Here is a 19,725-nt window from a genome sequence, read left to right on the forward strand (position 1 = left end):
TCAGAGGTTTCAACTTTTTTTTGATACAATAAGTCAAATTCTATAAATCATCCAAGGACATCATAATATGAATATACTACTGCTAAATGATAATCCGGTTGTCAGTAAACTTGTTACGTTAAGTGCTCAAAAAACTGGTAACGAGATCGAGATAATAAATAATACAGATGATATCCAAAATAACGAATATGACCTTGTTATAATCGATGAAACAATCTATTCTCCGGAACTTATGGATGCATTAAAAGAGAAGGTATCTTATAAGCGTTCTATGTATATGGTCTCTAGAGGATCGGAGAGTATTGAAGGATTTGACAATGAGGTGAAAAAACCGTTTTTACCTACAGATTTAGTAGAAATGTTCAGTCTTATCTCAAATAGTCTTACTCAGCCGGAGCCACAAAGCAGTGATGATATAGATATGGATTTGGATCTAGATAATATCGACTTGGATAATATTGATTTAGATAAAGAACTTTCTTTCGAAGCTGAAGGAGAGGGTCTTGATGAATTAGATGATGATCTTGATCTTGAAAACTTGGAACTTGGCGATGATGAATTAGACCTCGGTAAGCTCGATATGAACACAGATGAACTTGAAGATGAAGAGATGGACGATTTGGAACTGGAGAGTGAAGAGCTTTCAGATGAGGAACTCACAGGCTCTATACTTGACCATGATGAAGTGCAAGAGGTGAAGAACCTTTTGGATGAAACAGAATCGGATGAAATAGAAGAAGATGCTGAACTTGGGGAACTAGATGATGAGTTCGATCTAGATGACCTTGAGTTGGATGAAGATAAAGCATTAGAACCTCTTGCAGATCAAGAGATCGAAGAGCTGGATGACCTTGAACTGGATGAAGATTTCAATCTTGACGATCTGGATCTAGGTGAGGATTTCAAAGTAGTCTCTACCACCGATCAGGACAGATCACCGGATATCGAAGAGACACCTTCAGAGCTAGAAGCAGATGAACTCGATGATGAATTAAGTGATGAATTGAATCTAGATGAGTTAGACCTGAATGAAGAAGATCAGGCTTCTGAGACAGTAGCAGAAGAAAACGAAACTGCAGATGAACTTGGTGAGATGAGCGATGAGCTGAATCTGGATGATCTGGACTTAGGTGAAGAGAATGAACTTGAACTTTCAGATGAAGATGAACTTGATGATGAATTGACGGCGATAGACGAAGAAGAAACTATGGAAGATCATGAAGATACAGATGCAGGTGAAGAACTGGATAAACTTGATGATGAGTTGAGCGATGAACTAAATCTTGATGACTTAGATTTAGGTGATGATGAAGACTTCCAACCGCAACATGATGATACTGACATAACTGAAGCATTGGATCAACTTGAACTAGATGAGTTAGAACCTACTGAAGATGAGACGCCTCAAGAAGAGGAGATGCTTGAAGAGGATGAAGCTGCAGAAGAGTTCATGGAAGAGTCCGACTTTGATGACATGGAAGAAGAAAGTGAACCAAATGAGCCTGAACTCTCAGATGAACTTGACATTTCAGAAGATGAGGAACTTGGATTAGATGAACTGGAAAATGAGATCGCGACGGCAGTAAATGATCTGACAGAAGAAGATTTAGAGCAGGAGATAGATTTGGATTTAGATGCAGATGATTTGAGTGAACTTTCGAACTTGGATGAGAAAGCGCTTAAAATCGCTCTTGGCGAAGAAGTAGAAGGTGATCTAGAGACAGAACCTGAAGAGGAGATCGTGATCGAGCCTCAAGAGGAAGAGATCGAAGATGAGATCGCGGAGACAAGTCCTGTAGAAGCTGATGGAAAGAGAGAAGATATAGAGATAGAAAAATCAGCTAACGAGGGTGTAGAAGCATTAAAGTCACTCTTAAAAGCCTTAAGTAACGATGATATAGCAGCCTCATTAAAAGGTGCTAATATAACTATAAACATTTCATTTGGAGATAAAGTTGAAAAGTAGTGGTGCCATTTTAGTTCTTTCGGGTCCAAGCGGAGCCGGAAAAAGTTCTTTGATCAAGAAAGTTTCAGAAGAGATAGGAGCGTATTATTTTTCTATCTCTACCACTACCAGAGCGATGCGCGAGGGTGAGGTAAACGGTGTCGATTATCATTTCGTGACACTTGAAGAGTTTAAAAAAGATATAGAAGAGGAGCAGTTTTTAGAACATGCGCTTGTCCACGGAAACTACTACGGGACATCTGTAAAGCCTGTCAAAGAAGCATTGAAGGCAGGGAAGTTGGTACTGTTTGATATTGATGTTCAAGGAAATATGTCTGTTAAAAACAGATTTGGAGATATCGCGACATCTGTGTTTATTACGACCCCGAGTCTAAAAGAGCTTGAGCGCAGACTGCGCTTTAGAGGTACGGACAGTGAAGAGATCATTCAAAACCGTATAAGTATGGCAAAACGTGAGGTTCAGCGTATCTCTGAGTATGAATTTTTTATTGTCAATGACGATTTAGACAAAGCCGCAAAACATCTGATTACTATCGCCAAAGCTGCAAGACTGAAAATCCCTACTACAGAGATCAATAAGTTTATAATTGATTGGGAAAACTAAGGGCATATACAGCAAATCGTAGATATACTTCTGATATTTAAAATATTGTGATATTATTGTGTTAAAAAGGAGTGTCATGGGAATGCCTGGTGGATGGGAATGGATAATTATCCTTCTTGTAATTGTTATTTTATTCGGTGGTAAGAAAATTCCAGAACTTGCAAAAGGTTTAGGAAAAGGTATAAAAAGTTTTAAAAATGAGATGAAAGATGAGCCGGAAACAGCATCTTCTGAAGAACCAAAAAAAGTTGAGACTGATACAAAAGTTTCAAGCACAGAAGAAACACCTTCATCAACTACAAAACAAGCATAAGCATTGAAACAACGAGTTGGATCGCTTTTACGCGAAAAATTTGATCGAGACGTTGTTTTAGAAAAGCCTAAAGACAGAAGTTTTGGGCATTTTTCTACTCCAATAGCATTCTCTCTTGCAAAAGAACTACGTAAGTCGCCAATGGTGATAGCAGAAGAACTAAGTTCATCTTTCGGTGAAGATGAGATGTTTAGTTCTGTAGAATCTGTGCAGGGCTATATCAACTTTCGTTTGAGTGAAACATTCTTAGATGAGTATGCTTCATGGGTTCTAAAAAATCAAGATAAATTTGGTACATCAGATAAAAAAGAGAAGATCCTTTTAGAGTTTGTAAGTGCAAACCCTACGGGTCCTTTACATATCGGTCACGCTCGCGGGGCAGTATATGGAGATACTCTTTTACGTCTTGGTCGTCACCTTGGTCATGATATAACAGCTGAATACTATGTAAACGATGCGGGTAATCAGATCGATCTTCTTGGTCTGTCTATCCAGCTTGAGGGAAGAGCGAATATCTTAAACGAAGATATCGAGTGGCCTGAGAGTTTTTATCGCGGCGAATATATGACAGATCTCACAAAAGATGCTGTAGAAAAATTCGGTACAGAGATACTGACTGACGAGTCCCGTCAAAAAGAGTTGGCACTTTGGGCAAAAGACAAAGTGATGGAACTTATCGTAAAAACATTGGCAGATACAAATATTCACTTTGACACTTTTGTAAACGAGTCCTCTTTATATGATGACTGGGACAGAGTCATGGCTAAGATGGGCGAAGGTATCTATAAAAAAGACGACAAGATGTTTATTGCCTCATCAGCTAAGGGTGATGATGCCGATAGAGTCGTTGTACGTGAAGATGGACGTCCGACATATCTTGCCGGAGATATCGTGTACCATAACCAGAAGTTTGAAAGAGGTTATGAACACTATATCAACATCTGGGGAGCAGATCACCACGGTTATATACCGCGTGTAAAAGCTGCCGTAGAGTTTTTAGGATATGACAGTTCAAAACTTGAAGTGCTTCTGTCTCAGATGGTAAGTCTCTTAAAAGACGGCGAGCCGTACAAGATGAGTAAACGTGCAGGCAATGTTATACTTATGAGTGATATCGTAGAAGAGATCGGTTCTGATGCTCTTAGATTCATCTTTGCTTCAAAAAAGAGCGATACTGCTTTAGAGTTTGATGTTGAAGAGTTTAAAAAGCAAGACAGCTCGAACCCTATCTACTATATTCAGTATGCTCATGCACGTATTAAGACTTTGATCTCTAAGAGTGATCTTTCAGCAGAAGATATAGAAAAAGCATCATTGAAAGGTCTAAGCAGTGATGCCGATTCTCTTTTATTCGAGGCGCTTTTACTGCCGGAGATCATTGAAGATGCTTTTAGTTCAAGACAAGTCCAAAAACTAACGGATTATCTGAAGTCTCTTGCAGCGAAACTGCATAAATTCTATTATGACTGCAGGATCATAGGAACTGAAGATGAAGCAAAACTTCTAAAAGTTTTAGAGGTCGTTGCACTTTCGTTAAAAACAGGTATGAGTCTGCTTGGGATCGAAGCTAAGGACAGAATGGTCCGTGATGAGGAAGAGGCTTAATAAAAAGCCTCTTTTAGCCTAGAAGTTGAGAAACTCTGGCTGCGTTAACACTCTTGGCATGAGCTTGTGCCATAAGTGAAGCATTTAACATCATGTTTTGCTGAGCAAAGTTTGCAGATTCTTTTGCAATATCCGCGTCATTCATCTGCGATTTAGCAGATGATAAAGAACCTATCTGAGTCAAGATAGAATCCGTTGAACTTTTTAAAGCATTAACGGTAGACCCTACATCACTGCGCATACTATTTAAAATCTTCATAAAGTTTGAGATACTGTCAGGTGCGTTTAAATTCAGATTATCGACATTGATATCAGAGACATTTGTAGCTATGGTACTATTTCCAAGTGAAAACTCCATACTTCTGCCAAATATCGCCTGTCCGTTAAAAGATGCACTGTTTACGCTGTCTTGCATGCTCGCTTTTATCGCATCTGCTCTCGTGTTTAGTGCAGCTTTTTCATCACTAGAAAGTGCAGCACTGTTAGATTTGACCGCAAGTACACTCAATTCCTCTGCATTTTTGGACAGACCCTGAAGGACTCCGTCGGCTATCTGCATTATGCTTGTCGCATCTGTCGCGTTTTGCAATCCTTGCGAGAGAGTACCGATATCGTTTCCGATAGAACTTGCTATAAGAGCAAGAGAAGCATCGTCAAGCTGTTCGTTTTTGGCAGTAGATATCTTATTTAAAGAACCTTCCGCACTCTTCTTATGCTCATTGATATATAATAAAGAGTTGTTTGTAGAACTATTTACCTGCATGATAGAACTCCTTTACTGTATCTCTATGATAACTCTTTTTAACTAAAACTATATTTATTTTATTGTACTAATTATCTTCTTACTGCTTATCTGTGGAAACTGTTTGAAGACTTCATCGAGATACTCTTTTGGAACCTGTACCAAGATAGGGTCTTTGTTCGGATCAAGCCATTGTAAGATCTTCTGAAGATCCCCGTATCTCATAGATGTACACCCGGAAGTCGGATGGCCGGGTTCTTTTTGTACATGTAAAAATATACATGAACCTCTCCCTTTTACGGCATTAGCGTTATACTCGACAACGGCACCAATCTTGTATTGCTCATCATCACGTTTCATAAACTCAAAGCTGTCGGGTCTTTCTTTTTGCATATCTATGATCTTATTGTAAAAAGAAGATTTTACATCATCGACACATATTGTGGATGGAGTGCTTTTTATGTATGGAAGCAAAAAAACATTTTCGCCGTATCCAAAGCTGCGCGATATAGGAAATATCCCGGCAGGAGATTTACCGTCACCTTCATATTTTGACGGTTCGGCGCCTTTATGAATGAAATCTTTTTCCTTCACGCCCCAAGCCAATCCCGATCTTCCCAGATTGACATCGATGTTGCTAAAAACTGTTTTTGAACCTTCAAAACCGAAGAGTCTCGCCTTGCTTGAATTGAAATCATCTGCTATTACTAAAACGATCTGACGTGCCATGAGAGTGTTAAATTGAAGCAGTACAAAGATTAAGAATACTTTTATCATAAAATATGATACTATTAGTAAGATTTAAATAATATAAAGTGCAAAATAATGAAAAAAATTGATGTTAGAAAAGCCTCTAAGGATGATTCTAAGTTTTTAGCTTTATCAATGTTGAAGAGTTCTCGAGCGGGCAAGAAGATAGGTATATTTGACCTTATTTTTGATGTAGAGAACGATGATATATTATTGGAGAAACTGGAGCAGCTTACCACTTCCGATATAAAGACATATTGCCATTATTCAAATTTTTTTATTGCAACTGTTGAAGGGAAGCATGTCGGCACATTATGTAACTATGAACCCAGGATCGCAACACCGGAATTATTGAAAACAGCACTTGAGAAAATGGGTGTCAGTGAAGAGTATGAAGAACGCGCTTCCATGATCTCTCTTTGCGGGTTTGAGAGTGATAAAAGAACATGGATGCTGGACTTTTTAACAGAGCAGGATGGATTCGGCGGGCTGGTGATAATCAAAGAGCTTTTAAAGAAAAGTCTCTTAACTGCGAGTCTAAAGGGTTACCGCATTGTCCATACGATAGTCGAGATTGGTTCTGCCGATATCATGCTCGTGTATAAAAAACTCGGATTTAAAGTGATCGATGAAAAAAAATGCGAAGTCTTTAAAGAGAATTTTGGGCGCAGCGGAGTCGCTCTTTTAGAATTTCATCTGTAGGATAATCACATAGATTACTTAAGTGTCCTTCCGCCTTTTGTAGCCATACTCTTGGCGCTGTTTACCAGAAGTGTTTTAGTATCGCTTTTTGGAGGCATCGTTTTAGGGCTATTTCTACTCAATGACTTCTCTTTTGTAGATACTTTTTACGCTACTTTTACACTCTTTTTTACTCTACTGTCGCAAGCCTGGATATTAAAGACTCTTGGATTCGCACTTCTAGTCGGTTCCATAGTGATACTTATAGAAAACTCGGGCGGTATCGGCGGTTTTATCCATTTTGTACAAAAAAAACACTCTATCATCACTTCTGCACGTGCTTCACTATTGTTAGCCTATTTTATCGGAATACTGATATTTGTCGAGTCTTCGATAACTTCACTTATCGCAGGTACGGTAAGTCGTCCTTTGACGGACAGTCACGGCGTGTCTCGGGCAAAGCTTGCTTTTGTTTGTGACTCTACATCCGCACCGGTATGCTCGCTTTTGGCGATAAACGGCTGGGGAGCACTTCTATTAGGACTTATATCTACGCAGATACTAGCCGGTGTTTTAGTCGGTGAGAGTATAGATATCCTTTTAAAATCCATCGCATATAACTTTTACGCGATGAGCGCACTTGTTGTGACATTCTTGGTGATCTGGTTTAACATAGATATCGGACCGATGAAAAATGCAGTCGTCATTAACGACCCTACAAGACAGTATGGCTTTGGGAAGATAGGCCATATGGTATATCCGATCATATTGATGGTCGTATTGGTCTTTCTCTTTTTATATATCACAGGAGACGGAAATATACTCAAAGGAAGCGGTTCGTCTTCAATATTTTATACCATGATCGTTACGACGCTTTTCTCTATTTTATATTATAAATTAGATGGGGTGATGAGCATAAAACGCGGTCTTTTTCTCTCATTTGAGGGCATTAAGAAGATGATACCAATCGCAACAATCCTACTTTTTGCATTTGCCATAGGAAATGTGACTGATGAACTCAAAACCGGGCTGTATCTGGCATCATTTGCATCCAATATCTTATCGGTTCATTATCTGGCTTTGATAATATTTGTACTCTCATCCATCATGTCGTTTTCAACAGGAACCAGCTGGGGGACGTTTAGTATCATGACACCGATCGCCATACCGATGGCAGTGGCTATGGGAGCCGATATCCCCCTTGTCATAGGGGCTGTGATCTCCGGAGGAGTTTTTGGAGACCACTGTTCACCTATCTCCGACACGACGATAATCTCTGCGATGGCCAGTGAATGTGATGTAGTAGAACATGTAAAAACGCAACTTCCGTATGCTCTGATATCCGGTTTGGTAGCATCTGTAATGTTCGTGATCTTTTCTTACATGTAAAATAGAGACTTAGATCGTTACTATAAGCAGTAAATGTGTAAATAGGTAACATTACTAAATGTAACAATGTTACTTTATTACTCATTTTAATCAAATAAATATGAAAAAAATTCTAATTTCATTTAGATACATAAAACTATGTTACCATACTCCAATTTTAAAATCTGATATAGGAGACATAGATGGCAAATCCAACTATAATCTGGTCTGTGATAGATGAAGCACCTGCTTTAGCTACATATTCATTATTACCAATCGTTCAAGCTTTTGCAAAAGAAGCTGGAATCAATGTTGAACCAAGAGATATCTCTCTTGCAGGAAGAGTCATTTCTACTTTCCCAGAGTACTTGACTGAAGATCAAAGAATAGCTGATGAATTGGCATATTTAGGTGAAGTTGCTAAACAACCTGAAGGTAACATTATCAAGCTTCCAAATATCTCTGCGTCTATTCCTCAATTAAAAGAGTGTATCGCTGAGCTTCAATCTCAAGGTTATAATCTTCCTAACTATCCGGAAGATCCAAAAACTGAAGAGGAAAAAGCTTTACAAGCTAGATATTCTACTTGTTTAGGTTCTGCGGTTAACCCGGTTCTACGTGAAGGTAACTCTGACCGTCGTGCGGCAGTTGCAGTTAAAAAATTCGCTCAGAAAAACCCACACAAACTTAGAGCTTTCGAAGAAAACTCTAAAGCATGTGTAAGACATATGCAAGATGGTGACTTCTACGAAAACGAGCAATCAGTTATCACTGATTCTGCTGCTAACGTAACTATCTCTTTAAACGGAAAAGTTCTTAAAGAGCTTAAAGACGTTCAAGATAAAGAAGTACTTGACGGTACATTCATGTCTGCAAAAGCATTACGTGCTTTCATCGCTGAGACTATCGCAGAAGCTAAAGAGGAAGGTCTTTTATGGTCTATCCACTTAAAAGCGACTATGATGAAAGTTTCTGACCCTATTATGTTCGGTCACGCTGTTGAAGTATTCTTCAAAGACGTATACGAAAAATATGCTGATGAGTTCAAAGCTCTTGGTGTTAACCCGAATCTAGGTCTTGGAGATCTAGCGAAAAAACTTGAGAAATCAAGCAAAAAAGCTGAGATCGAAGCTGCTGTTAAAGCTGTAGTTGAAGCTGCTAGCCCGGCGATCGCTATGGTTGACTCTGACAACGGTATCACAAACCTACACGCTTCAAACGACGTTATCATCGATGCTTCTATGCCGGTTGTTGTACGTGACGGCGGTAAAATGTGGAACAAAGACGGAAAAGTTCAAACTTGTATGTCTGTAATCCCTGACAGAAGCTATGCAACTTTCTACAAAGAGATCGTTGATGACTGTGTTAAAAACGGACAGTTCGATGTTACTACAATGGGTAACGTTGCAAACGTTGGTCTTATGGCACAAAAAGCTGAAGAGTACGGTTCTCACCCGACAACTTTTGAAATGGCAGAAGACGGTGTTGTAGAAGTTACTCAAAACGGAAACGTTCTTATGACTTTCAACGTTGAAAAAGGTGATATCTGGAGAATGAGCCGTACTAAAGACGAGCCGATCAAAGACTGGGTAAGACTTGCTCACGAAAGAGGAATGTTAACTGGTGATCCAATCGTATTCTGGTTAGATTCTTTCAGAGCTCACGATGCTAACATCATCAAAAAAGTTATGGAGTATTTCCCGGCACATTTAGCTAAGACTCCGATCGAGTACCATATCATGGCTCCAAAACAAGCTATGAAACATGCACTTAAACGTGTAAGAGCTGGTCTAAACACTATCTCTGTAACTGGTAACGTTTTACGTGACTACCTGACTGACCTTTTCCCAATTTTGGAACTAGGAACTTCAGCGAAAATGCTTTCTATCGTTCCATTACTTGCTGGTGGTGGTCTATTTGAAACTGGTGCTGGCGGATCTGCTCCTAAGCACGTTGACCAATTCCTTGCAGAGGGTCACCTTCGTTGGGATTCACTTGGTGAGTTCTTAGCACTTGCTGAGTCACTAAGATATATCGAGCAAAAACACCCAAGTGAAAAACTTGCAGAACTAACTGCTGCACTTGACGCTGCAAATGCTGGTTACCTTGATAACAACAAAGCTCCGGGAAGAAAAGCTGGTGAGCCGGATAACAAAGCTAGCCACTTCTATGTAGCACAATACTGGGCAAAAGCTCTTGCTGGATCTAAAAATGCAGAACTTGCTGCTAAATTTGCTCCAATTGCAAAAGCTCTTGAAGAGAACGAAGCGAAGATCATGGAAGAGTTACTTTCAGTTGAAGGTAAAGCTCAAGACATCGGTGGATACTACCACCCAGATAACGCAAAAGCAGAAGCTGCTATGCGTCCATCTGCTACTCTTAACGCTATCATCGATTCTATATAATCTTTCTTTTCCTAAAGGGTTTGGCCCTTTGGGAAGCTTTCCTCTTTTTATTTTCTAATCTATTTTTTTTCTTTACATGTAAGACTTTGTAGATATACTTTTTGACCGCAAAAAGTATCAAAAACTCTGCAACGGCTTCGAGCTTGACTGCGTCAAGTCCCCAAGAAAAAGCAACTCCATTCCTAAAAACATAAAACTCGGTTACACCTCAAACAGTTATGTTTTCTTTACGTCATTCCTTTGCTGTTTCTTGGCTCTGCAGATGTTGCAACTGGTGTATTGACTTGTTTGGAAACGTTGACTTTCTTCGAACTAAATCAGATATAATATTTGTAGAATAAAAGTTAGTTATATGACTAAAGGTTAGATATATTGAACAAAATAATCAAATGTTACATGTGCGATAGAGACGCTATTTCTAGTGAACATGTACCACCAAAAAATTTATTTCCTGAACTAAAAGATGTTGGAGAAGATTACAGAAAACATCTTATCACTGTACCAAGTTGTGAAATACATAACAGTGCTAAAAGTAAAGATGATGAATTCTTAATGGTTAGCCTAGCTGGCATATTTGGTAATAATTCAATTGGATACTTACATAAATTTACAAAAGTAAATCGTGCGATTAGAAGAACTTCAAATAAATTACTAGATAAAGCATTTGCAAAAAGAAAACATTACAATCTAAAAAGTGATAATGGATTTCTTGAAGTAATTTGGGGGACTCCAGACTATGCAAGGCTAATAAATTGTTTTGAACATATAGCCTATGGACTTCATTATCATCACCTACAAAAATACTTCAAAGGTGAAGTGAAAGTTCTTCTTGGTTATCTTCATAGTGAAGATGAAAGTAACCATAATTTTGTTCAGTTTCTAAAAGACAGAGCAGCAATTGATTTAATAGACATACCACACTATGGTGCAAATAAAGATATTTTTTATTATCAATTTTCAAACCCTGATGAACATGGGATTTATATGGTTCATATGAGGTTTTATGGTGGAATCGATATTTATGCGTCATTTCTACCAGAGGATAAATCTAAACCATTTAATTTTGCATTAGAATTGATGAAGGTATGTGATGAAACTATATTCACTCTAGGTGACAAAGAATATAAAGTTAAAAATGCTAACAAAAGAAGAAATGATATATGAAATTTCAGTCGAATTTTTGTGTCAGTTGCAACATCTGCAGAGCCGAGAAAGTGCTAATAAATAACGTGAAAAAAATTCAACTGTTTGAACGGAGTGAGTTTTGAATTTTTAGGGATTTATTGGGAGTTTCTTGGGAACCTGACAAAGTCAGGCTCGAAGCCGTTGCAGAGTTTTTGCTTACTTTTTGCGGACAAAAAGTATGAAGAGAAGTCTTTACATGTAAGAAAAGAGTTAAACCCTCTTTTTCTTCTTTGTAGCCGTAGAAAGGTAAAGCCATAGAATTGCAAATATCGTTGCTACTACTATGACGGCTATGTATGGTTTTTCTACTATGTGGTCGTAAATCTTTACGATGGCATTGCCTGAAAAGTAGCTTGCAAAACCTACTACTAATGTCCATACGGCAGCAGAGATGATGTTTAGTATAGTGAACTTTTTAAGATCATACTTTGTAAGTCCTATGGCGATAGGGATGAGCGTTTTGATGCCGTATACGAACTTTTGAAAAAGAATGATCCACGAGCCGTACTGTTTCATCTTTATGTGCGCTAATGCAAATTTACGTCTGTGCTTTTTCAGGTATGGGTGCAGTACCTCTTTTTGGTTTCTTGCCATGTAGAAAAGCAGGTTGTCGCCTATGGCGTTTGCACTAAAGGCGATGGCCATCGACGTAGCCAAGTCCATTTTTCCCATGTATGAGAGAACCGATGCAGCTACAAGTGCTACAAATCCTCCACCAAGTGAGTAGATAAAAAGACCTATATATCCGTAAGTCGCGATGTTGCTTAACATATCTTCCATTTTTTTCCTTTACATGTAAGGCTTATGTGCCTATAGTTTTTTGATCTTTGTTATCTCGTCGCGCAGGCGGGCTGCTTCTTCGAACTCAAGTTCACGCGCGGCTTTTTTCATCTGCTCTGTCAGCTCTTTTACGATCTTTTTCTTTTCTGCTGCAGGCATTTTATCAATATTTTTTCTTTTTGAGTAGAGATCGCCGTGATCTTCCAGTTTTAGGTTCTCATCCAGTTTACGTATGGTCGTCGTCGGCGTTATGCCGTGAGCTTTGTTAAACTCCTCTTGATGCTTACGTCTGTTTTGCGTCTTTTCTATGGCACGCTGCATAGAACCTGTTATCTTGTTCGCATAGAGTATGACGCGTCCCTCGGAGTTTCTGGCAGCTCTACCGATGGTCTGTACAAGTGCGGTCTCACTTCGTAAAAATCCCTCTTTATCTGCATCGAGGATGGCGACAAGACTTACCTCCGGGAGGTCAAGTCCCTCACGAAGCAGGTTGATTCCTATGAGCACGTCAAACTCTCCTAAACGAAGTGAACGAATGATCTGGTTACGTTCTATGGTATCGATGTCCGAGTGCATATACTGCACTTTTATGCCAAGGTCTGCAAGGTATTTAGTGAGAGCTTCGGCCATCTTTTTGGTAAGGACGGTGATGAGGACTCTCTCATCTTTTGCAGTGACCTTCTTTATCTCATCATGGATATCTTCGACCTGGTTATCCAGCGGTTTGATGTCGATGATGGGGTCTAGCAGACCTGTCGGACGGATGATCTGTTCGGCTTTCACTGCTGAAAGTTCCAGCTCATACTGCGACGGAGTCGCCGAGACAAATAGGTAGTGCGGTGCTTTGTTGATGTACTCGTCCAGTTTTAAAGGGCGGTTGTCCAGTGCACTCGGCAGACGGAAACCGTACTCGACAAGCACCTCTTTTCTGGCACGGTCACCGGCGTACATCCCGCGAAACTGCGGAAGACTCACGTGTGACTCATCGACGATGACGAGATACTCTTTATGTTTGACCTCAAAATAATCAAGCAGGGTAAACGGTGCTTCGCCCGGTTTTTTATCCGTAAGCAGTCTTGAGTAGTTCTCGATCCCCTTACACATCCCCGTTGTCTGAAGCATCTCGAGGTCGAACTCTACACGTTGTTTAAGGCGTTGTGCTTCGACAAGTTTCCCCTCTTTTAAAAGGAAGTCAAGACGCTCGCCAAGTTCATCCTCTATGCGTTTTATAGCGACTGACATACGGTCTTGAGAGACGCTGAACTGGCTTGTCGCATAGATGTTTACATTTTTATAGTCTTCGATGCGTTTGTTTTCTAAGACGCTGATCTTGTAGATGGACTCGACCTCGTCGCCGAAGAACTCGATGCGGATCGCTTCATCTTCGAAGTAGGGCGGATAGATATCTATGACATCGCCGCTGACACGGATATGCCCGCTGTCAAAGTAGCTGTCGTTTCTGGTGTAACCCATCTCTACAAGGCGAAGCAGAAGTTTCTTCTGACTTATCTCATCACCCACAGTAACAGCCTGCACCATCTTAAGGTACTCTTCCGGATCACCCAAACCGTAGTTTGCAGAGACCGAAGCGATGACTATGACATCATCGTAGCTAAGCAGGTTTGCTGTACATGAAAGGCGAAGACGTTCAAGCTCGTCGTTGATGGCACTGTCTTTTTCTATAAAAAGATCCTGACGCGGGATATACGCTTCAGGCTGATAGTAGTCGTAGTAGGAGACGAAATACTCGACATGGTTGTTTGGGAAAAACTGTCTGAACTCGCTGTAGAGCTGAGCTGCGAGAGTCTTGTTGTGGGTCATGATGATGGTCGGCATCTTGACGTTTTCGATGACACGAGCCATAGTATGTGTCTTACCGCTTCCCGTCACACCTTCGAGTGCTTGGTATCGGTTGCCTTTGAGTATTGAGTCGCTTAAGGCTTTTATGGCTTGAGGCTGATCTCCGGCTGGAGAATATGGTGAATGGACTGTAAAGTTTGGCATGTGCAATTATAGCGGAATCGGTGTTTAAACTGAGGTTATGAAGAAGATACTCAAGAGATGTGATAGAATATATTTAAGAATAAATAATTTGGATAAGAAGATGAAAAAGCTTTATGCGATTACATTACTGATTACGAGTCTATTAATAACCGGTTGTGCAAATAAATTAGAGCAGGCTGTAGTCGAGGGTAATATGAAAACACTCAAAGAAGCAGTTGAAGTGGATCATATGGATGTTAGTAGTTCGAATTATGGCTATACTCCGTTAATGTACGCAGTTATGTATAATAAATATGATGCTGCAAAATATCTTCTTGAACACGGTGCTGATTTCACTGATAGAAAATATCTATTATGTACTGCAGTAACAAATGATAATCTAAAAATGGTCTCACTTCTGCGAGAATACGGTGCAGAGACTTCTGGTTTTTGTGAAGGTGGATTCAATCCACGTACTGTGATTGAAATGACAAACGATCCTGTCTTGATAAACTATATTTCCCAATGGAAATTAAAAGAGGCGAATATCACACAAGAACAGATGGCAAAAAAAAGTGATGCTAGCAATAATGGACAAGTTATAGAACAGGATATTTTACAGGCAAAAGCCGATATTCAAGAAAAGCAAGACGAGTTGGAGAAAAGGGTTGATAAGTTCGAAAGTGAAAAAGACTTTAACGGGTTGAAGCAATATACGGATAAAAATCCAAATGCGGTTTATTTCATAAAAGATAATATGCTCAGACTGGCTTTAATGGGTCCTAAAGGGCTCAAAGTCGGAGATATAAGAGAGTATTTAAAAGCAGGTAAGAGTGAAGCGATCTTAGCAGCAATGATAAAACAGCAGGAGGTCCCTTACAAGAAGTTCACACTGGCAGAGATTGATATGCTAGAAAAGATGGGATTAACGGAAAAAGTAATCGTAGCTATGATAAATGTCACCACTGCTTTGCTGCATGATGAAAAACTGAGAAAGCAGCAGGAGTACTATTTAGCCGAAGAGAGAAAAATCGCTGCATTTCAACAGCAAACTGGGATGAATCAAAATACCGTAGATCAGTCGGCAGAACAACCGGGTATAAAAGATAAAGTAGAAGATGAGGTCATAAAACAGGGGGTAGGTATGCTACTTGACTCTTTGTTTCATAGATAGGCACGTTTAAATAAAATCACTGAGTATCTCTATGGCTTGAGGCTGATCTCCCGCTGGAGAATAGGGTGAATGTACTTTAAAATATGGCATAGAACTTTATCCCGGCATAGAAGTTGCCGGGTTTTACACAAATGCTGAAGTATACGGAGGGTTTGCATGATGCTTTATACTATGTTTATACTCATCGCTTAGCTTTAAGTTCTCACATGGGCGGATAAGACCGCCGATCTCTATGGAATTTCCTCCGATATGGCAGATCGTCTTTCCTGTTTCATCTAAAAAGACGAAGAGTTCTCTATCATGATCGACCTCTTTGATGTACGGAGAGTAGATGACATAGTGAGCATCTGTTAAGAAACACGCATGCTGGCACTCTTTGGTGTATTGTTCACACTCCTTATTGACTTTTTTGATGTACAGCATATCTGTCTGTAATGCCTGTTTTAAAACAGGGATCAGGTTTGGAAGTTCATTTTCGATATTCTCATATTTTATTAGAGTTTTCATAAGTCCTCCTCTTTGTAATTAATCCATTATTATCATCATACATCAGCTGAAAAAAGAAGATATATTTTAATTGATTAAAATTTATGCATAATCAATAAGAAATAGGTTAAGATTAAATCAATCATATTTATATGTTTATTAGATGAATTTATTTCTTTTCTTTTTATATAAACATTATTGATGAAGAAAAAACTTAAAAAATTTGTGTTAGACTGAGATTTTAAAAAAAAGAGGTGTACAAGTATGAAAAAAACTTATACTATTTGGATATTGATCGCTCTTATTACCATGACTGCAGTAGCCGGATTTTTTTATTACAGCCGTTCAGATGAGCGATCCATTAAGATCTCCAGTAATCCGTGGGTCGGCTTTACACCTTTTATCTATGCGCAGGAAAAGGGCTGGCTTGATAAGACACCTTTTAAATTTATGTGGCTGGTAGATCTCTCGGATAATTCACGCTTGTATGACAGAGGTTTTACACAAGGCTTCACCGCTACCCAGTATGAACTTCTGCGTTTTAAAGACTACAGCCGTCTTAAACCTGTTTTTCTGATCGATCGTTCTTACGGGGCTGATGCGATCTTGTCAAATCATCCGCTAAGTGAACTGCGTACAGAGAAAGAGCCGATCACGGTATATTTGGAACTGGGCTCTTTAGATGAAGATTTTTTCAATGCATTTATCCATGAAAATAAGTTGGAGAATCTCAAGTTTATATTGAAAAACAGTTCACAAAAAACGATGACTACGATAAGTCCGTCGGGTCCTCCAAGCATAATGCTTACATATGCTCCTTACATCTCAGAGTTTCTCAATAAAGGATATATGACGATCGCATCGACCCGCACTATGAAATCTTTTTCCGTTATTGATGCTCTGTATGTCGATGAACGTTTCGTGATCGGAAGAGAAGATGAGTATCGTGAGCTTTTATCGATCTTCAATAAGGCTCTGCAGCAATTCAAAAATGATCCGCATGAGTATTATGAGACTATTCATGGATATCTGGAGGGACAGAGTTATGATGACTTTATGGAATCGACTACACAGATCCAGTGGCTTAACAGCGGTACACATAAAGAGATAGAAGATCAGCTGCATATGCAGAATGTATCGACAGACAGGCTGTTACGTTGAAAATCAGTAAACTCGCGCTAATCTTAGTCGGTGTAAACGGACTGATAATCGCTTTCCTCTCAAGAGAGCTTTACTCTGTACAAAGAGAGATGCAGCTGCGCGCAGTAGCCAATAGTATAAATCAAAGTCTATTTCGTCTTGAAGATGATATAAAAGACGTACTCAGTTCAAAACGTCAAGAACAGGTACAAGCCGTACTTGACAGAGCATCTGCGATCAATAATGCGATCGACATCGTATCTATATCACGAGACGGGAATGTTATAGATTTTTCATCATCCCGCTCTTTACAGGGAAAATTGATAAAAAACGATTATTATCCTATTTCTAAGATCTTGCACGGATTGGTAATGGATCATATACTGCAGTATAAAAGCGATTTTCATTATTTTGAAGGTACTGAAAAACACAATGTGCAAATGCTTGTACGGATCAATAATGACTATGTATTTGGTGAGCTTGATAAAGCAGCGATCACTTACGGTATAAGTGTTTTTCTTATATTTTCTTTTATCAGTGTCTTTATATTTACGTTGGTACAGAGGTTTCTAGTCAATCCGCTGGAAAAGCTTACACAACATGCTCATGCAAAAAGTGAAGAGAACAGCCGTTACTTTGTCGATGAACTTACAGAACTCGATCTCACTCTGACAAACTCTTTTAAATCGATGATGGAACAGCAAAAAGCGTTAAAAAGCTCATTGGAAGAGACGCAATATCTGGATGCAATTCTTCGAACTGTCGCTGAGATCAATCAATTACTCATCTCAGCAAAAAATACCGATGAGTTAATAGTACAGAGTGTCGATCAGCTCGCTGCTCATCAAGGATACGGGCTTTGCTGGATCGGTCTGGAGAAAGAGGGTGTCATCATACTTCAAGCAGTGTCCAACAAAACTGCGAATAAGCAAGAGATACCAAATATACCTATACAAAACGCAGTGGTTGAGAATAACCCGATCCTGCAGGCATTTTCATCAGATACAACTATGATAGTCAATCATATAGAGACTCTAGAACCGATCGATACATGGATAGAGATCGGTCAGAAAAATCATTTTGGGTCTTTTATCGCGCTTCCGCTAAGGTCTAGTATCCATGAAAATTCTTTCGGGGTACTGGGACTATACTCATTTAATCCGAATGGATTTGAGCCTAAAGAGGTAGCTATGCTAGAAGAACTGGCAGGTGATATCGGATTTGCGATCAGCTCATTCCAAAAGCGAAAAGAGCTGGAACACCACTTGACGACAGATACTGTTACGGGTCTTCCAAATCGGGTGCTTCTAGTAGATGATTTAGCTCAGTGCAGTGCAGCGACACTTGCTATCATCAATTTGGACCGCTTTAACGATTTTAATGATGTTTATGGTGTCGCTATCGGGGACAGTGTTCTTTCAGTTTATGCAAATTGGCTGCTTTTAAAGACAAAATCAATTCAGAACGCATCCCTTTATAAGCTAAGCGGTGATGAATATGCGATCTTGTTTAATAACTGCAGAGAGATAACCAGATGTAAAAAATTTATGGAAGATCTGATCTTTGAGACATCGCATGAACTTTTTATAGTAAAAGATATCGAGATGACGCTCAGTATTACCGTTGGTATGGCTACTGGAGTTGAACGTATTATCGAACATGCTACTGCCGCATTAAAACGTGCGAAGATCGCCCACCAGCCTCTTGAAGTACATACTGCATCATTAACGAAAGTAGAACATGAAAACAATATCTCCAGATATAAAAACATAAAAGAAGCGATCGAAGAGTCTCGAGTAGTCCCGTTTTTTCAGCCTATAGTCGATAATAAAAGCGGTCAAATCGTTAAATATGAAGCGCTTATCCGTATTATCAATAAAGATGAAACTATTATGAGTCCGATAGCATTTTTGGATATCTCTAAGAAGACAAGACTGTATGGACAGTTGACGAAAATAATGATCGAAAAAACATTTGAAAAACTGAAAGTGAGCAGACATCCTATCAGTATCAATCTTTCAACGGAAGATCTTCTTAATGCTGATCTCGCAGACTACATAGAAAAACTGATCCATACGTATCATATAGGACAAAAAGTGATATTTGAGATTTTAGAGAGTGAAGGTATCGACAACTACAATGAAGTCCGTGCATTCGTCGAGAGGTTTAAATCGTTAGGCTGCCGTTTTGCGATCGATGATTTCGGTGCAGGATATTCAAATTTCGACCATCTGCTCAAGTTAAATATCGATACTTTAAAAATAGACGGCAGTCTTATCAAAATTCTTTCTCATGATGTGAACGCTCGGCTCTTTGTCCAGCATATCAGTGATTTTACACATAAGATCGGGATCGAGACAGTTGCTGAATTCGTTGCCAACGAAGCTATCGCACAACAGGTCAAAGAGATAGGGATAGATTGCTCGCAAGGCTATTATTTTTATGAACCATCTGCGGATCTGATAACAGAATAGTCATTTAACGTTAAGTACTACTTAACGTTTTATTGGTAATAATTACCAAATCAAAAATACACAGCCCTT

General features: G+C 39.3%; 16 protein-coding genes. 11 read left to right on the top strand and 5 right to left on the bottom strand.

The window, feature by feature from the left end; all coding sequences use genetic code 11:
- Window positions 1–67 precede the first annotated feature (67 nt).
- From WCX87_RS01490 to argS, 4 genes are all read left to right on the top strand, one after another.
- On the top strand, window positions 68–1,966 hold the full coding sequence (locus WCX87_RS01490) for a hypothetical protein (protein ID WP_345980276.1): 1,899 nt from the start codon (window positions 68–70) through the stop codon (window positions 1,964–1,966).
- Complete coding sequence (gene gmk, locus WCX87_RS01495) at window positions 1,956–2,570, top strand: guanylate kinase (protein ID WP_345980277.1); 615 nt, start codon at window positions 1,956–1,958, stop codon at window positions 2,568–2,570. The genes WCX87_RS01490 and gmk overlap by 11 nt, the downstream gene beginning before the upstream one ends.
- A 76-nt stretch (window positions 2,571–2,646) precedes the next feature.
- Window positions 2,647–2,883 (top strand): twin-arginine translocase TatA/TatE family subunit, encoded by a 237-nt coding sequence (locus WCX87_RS01500; RefSeq protein ID WP_345980278.1) that lies wholly within the window; start codon window positions 2,647–2,649, stop codon window positions 2,881–2,883.
- A 3-nt stretch (window positions 2,884–2,886) separates the two neighbouring features.
- Window positions 2,887–4,488: an arginine--tRNA ligase gene (gene argS, locus WCX87_RS01505; RefSeq protein ID WP_345980279.1), complete on the top strand. Its 1,602-nt coding sequence runs from the start codon at window positions 2,887–2,889 to the stop codon at window positions 4,486–4,488.
- Window positions 4,489–4,501: 13 nt separating this feature from the next.
- On the opposite strand, the gene WCX87_RS01510 is transcribed toward argS, so the two are convergent.
- Window positions 4,502–5,251: a flagellin gene (locus tag WCX87_RS01510; protein ID WP_345980280.1), complete on the bottom strand. Its 750-nt coding sequence runs from the start codon at window positions 5,249–5,251 to the stop codon at window positions 4,502–4,504.
- Between the two features lie 54 nt (window positions 5,252–5,305).
- Window positions 5,306–6,007, bottom strand: a complete 702-nt coding sequence (locus WCX87_RS01515) for a L,D-transpeptidase family protein (protein WP_345980281.1) — start codon at window positions 6,005–6,007, stop codon at window positions 5,306–5,308.
- Window positions 6,008–6,055: 48 nt separating this feature from the next.
- Between WCX87_RS01515 and WCX87_RS01520 the strand changes: the two genes are divergently transcribed.
- From WCX87_RS01520 to WCX87_RS01535, 4 genes are all read left to right on the top strand, one after another.
- A complete protein-coding gene (locus WCX87_RS01520; RefSeq protein ID WP_345980282.1) occupies window positions 6,056–6,682 on the top strand; it encodes an acyl-CoA acyltransferase in 627 nt (208 codons plus the stop codon).
- Window positions 6,683–6,733: 51 nt separating this feature from the next.
- The gene (locus WCX87_RS01525) at window positions 6,734–8,050 is read left to right on the top strand and encodes a Na+/H+ antiporter NhaC family protein (protein ID WP_345980283.1); all 1,317 of its coding nucleotides are present in this window, start codon (window positions 6,734–6,736) and stop codon (window positions 8,048–8,050) included.
- Between the two features lie 182 nt (window positions 8,051–8,232).
- The gene (locus WCX87_RS01530) at window positions 8,233–10,434 is read left to right on the top strand and encodes an NADP-dependent isocitrate dehydrogenase (protein ID WP_345980284.1); all 2,202 of its coding nucleotides are present in this window, start codon (window positions 8,233–8,235) and stop codon (window positions 10,432–10,434) included.
- A 372-nt stretch (window positions 10,435–10,806) separates the two neighbouring features.
- Complete coding sequence (locus WCX87_RS01535; protein ID WP_345980285.1) at window positions 10,807–11,598, top strand: hypothetical protein; 792 nt, start codon at window positions 10,807–10,809, stop codon at window positions 11,596–11,598.
- 231 nt (window positions 11,599–11,829) lie between these two features.
- Here WCX87_RS01535 and WCX87_RS01540 read toward each other — a convergent pair whose 3' ends face one another.
- Window positions 11,830–12,399 carry a DedA family protein gene (locus WCX87_RS01540; RefSeq protein WP_345980286.1) on the bottom strand — a complete coding sequence of 190 codons (570 nt, stop codon included), beginning with the start codon at window positions 12,397–12,399 and terminating at the stop codon, window positions 11,830–11,832.
- A gap of 30 nt (window positions 12,400–12,429) precedes the next feature.
- Window positions 12,430–14,403 carry an excinuclease ABC subunit UvrB gene (uvrB, locus tag WCX87_RS01545; RefSeq protein ID WP_345980287.1) on the bottom strand — a complete coding sequence of 658 codons (1,974 nt, stop codon included), beginning with the start codon at window positions 14,401–14,403 and terminating at the stop codon, window positions 12,430–12,432.
- A 100-nt stretch (window positions 14,404–14,503) separates the two neighbouring features.
- Between uvrB and WCX87_RS01550 the strand changes: the two genes are divergently transcribed.
- Window positions 14,504–15,556 (top strand): ankyrin repeat domain-containing protein, encoded by a 1,053-nt coding sequence (locus WCX87_RS01550; RefSeq protein ID WP_345980288.1) that lies wholly within the window; start codon window positions 14,504–14,506, stop codon window positions 15,554–15,556.
- A 123-nt stretch (window positions 15,557–15,679) separates the two neighbouring features.
- Here the strand turns inward: WCX87_RS01550 and WCX87_RS01555 are convergent, their stop codons facing one another.
- Window positions 15,680–16,063 carry a hypothetical protein gene (locus WCX87_RS01555; protein ID WP_345980289.1) on the bottom strand — a complete coding sequence of 128 codons (384 nt, stop codon included), beginning with the start codon at window positions 16,061–16,063 and terminating at the stop codon, window positions 15,680–15,682.
- A 243-nt stretch (window positions 16,064–16,306) separates the two neighbouring features.
- Between WCX87_RS01555 and WCX87_RS01560 the strand changes: the two genes are divergently transcribed.
- Window positions 16,307–17,203, top strand: a complete 897-nt coding sequence (locus WCX87_RS01560) for a hypothetical protein (protein ID WP_345980290.1) — start codon at window positions 16,307–16,309, stop codon at window positions 17,201–17,203.
- Window positions 17,200–19,656, top strand: a complete 2,457-nt coding sequence (locus WCX87_RS01565; RefSeq protein ID WP_345980291.1) for a GGDEF domain-containing protein — start codon at window positions 17,200–17,202, stop codon at window positions 19,654–19,656. The genes WCX87_RS01560 and WCX87_RS01565 overlap by 4 nt, the downstream gene beginning before the upstream one ends.
- The last annotated feature ends 69 nt before the right edge of the window (window positions 19,657–19,725 follow it).

This window comes from Sulfurimonas sp. HSL3-2, from assembly GCF_039645965.1.
In the GTDB taxonomy this organism is placed as follows: domain Bacteria; phylum Campylobacterota; class Campylobacteria; order Campylobacterales; family Sulfurimonadaceae; genus Hydrocurvibacter; species Hydrocurvibacter mobilis.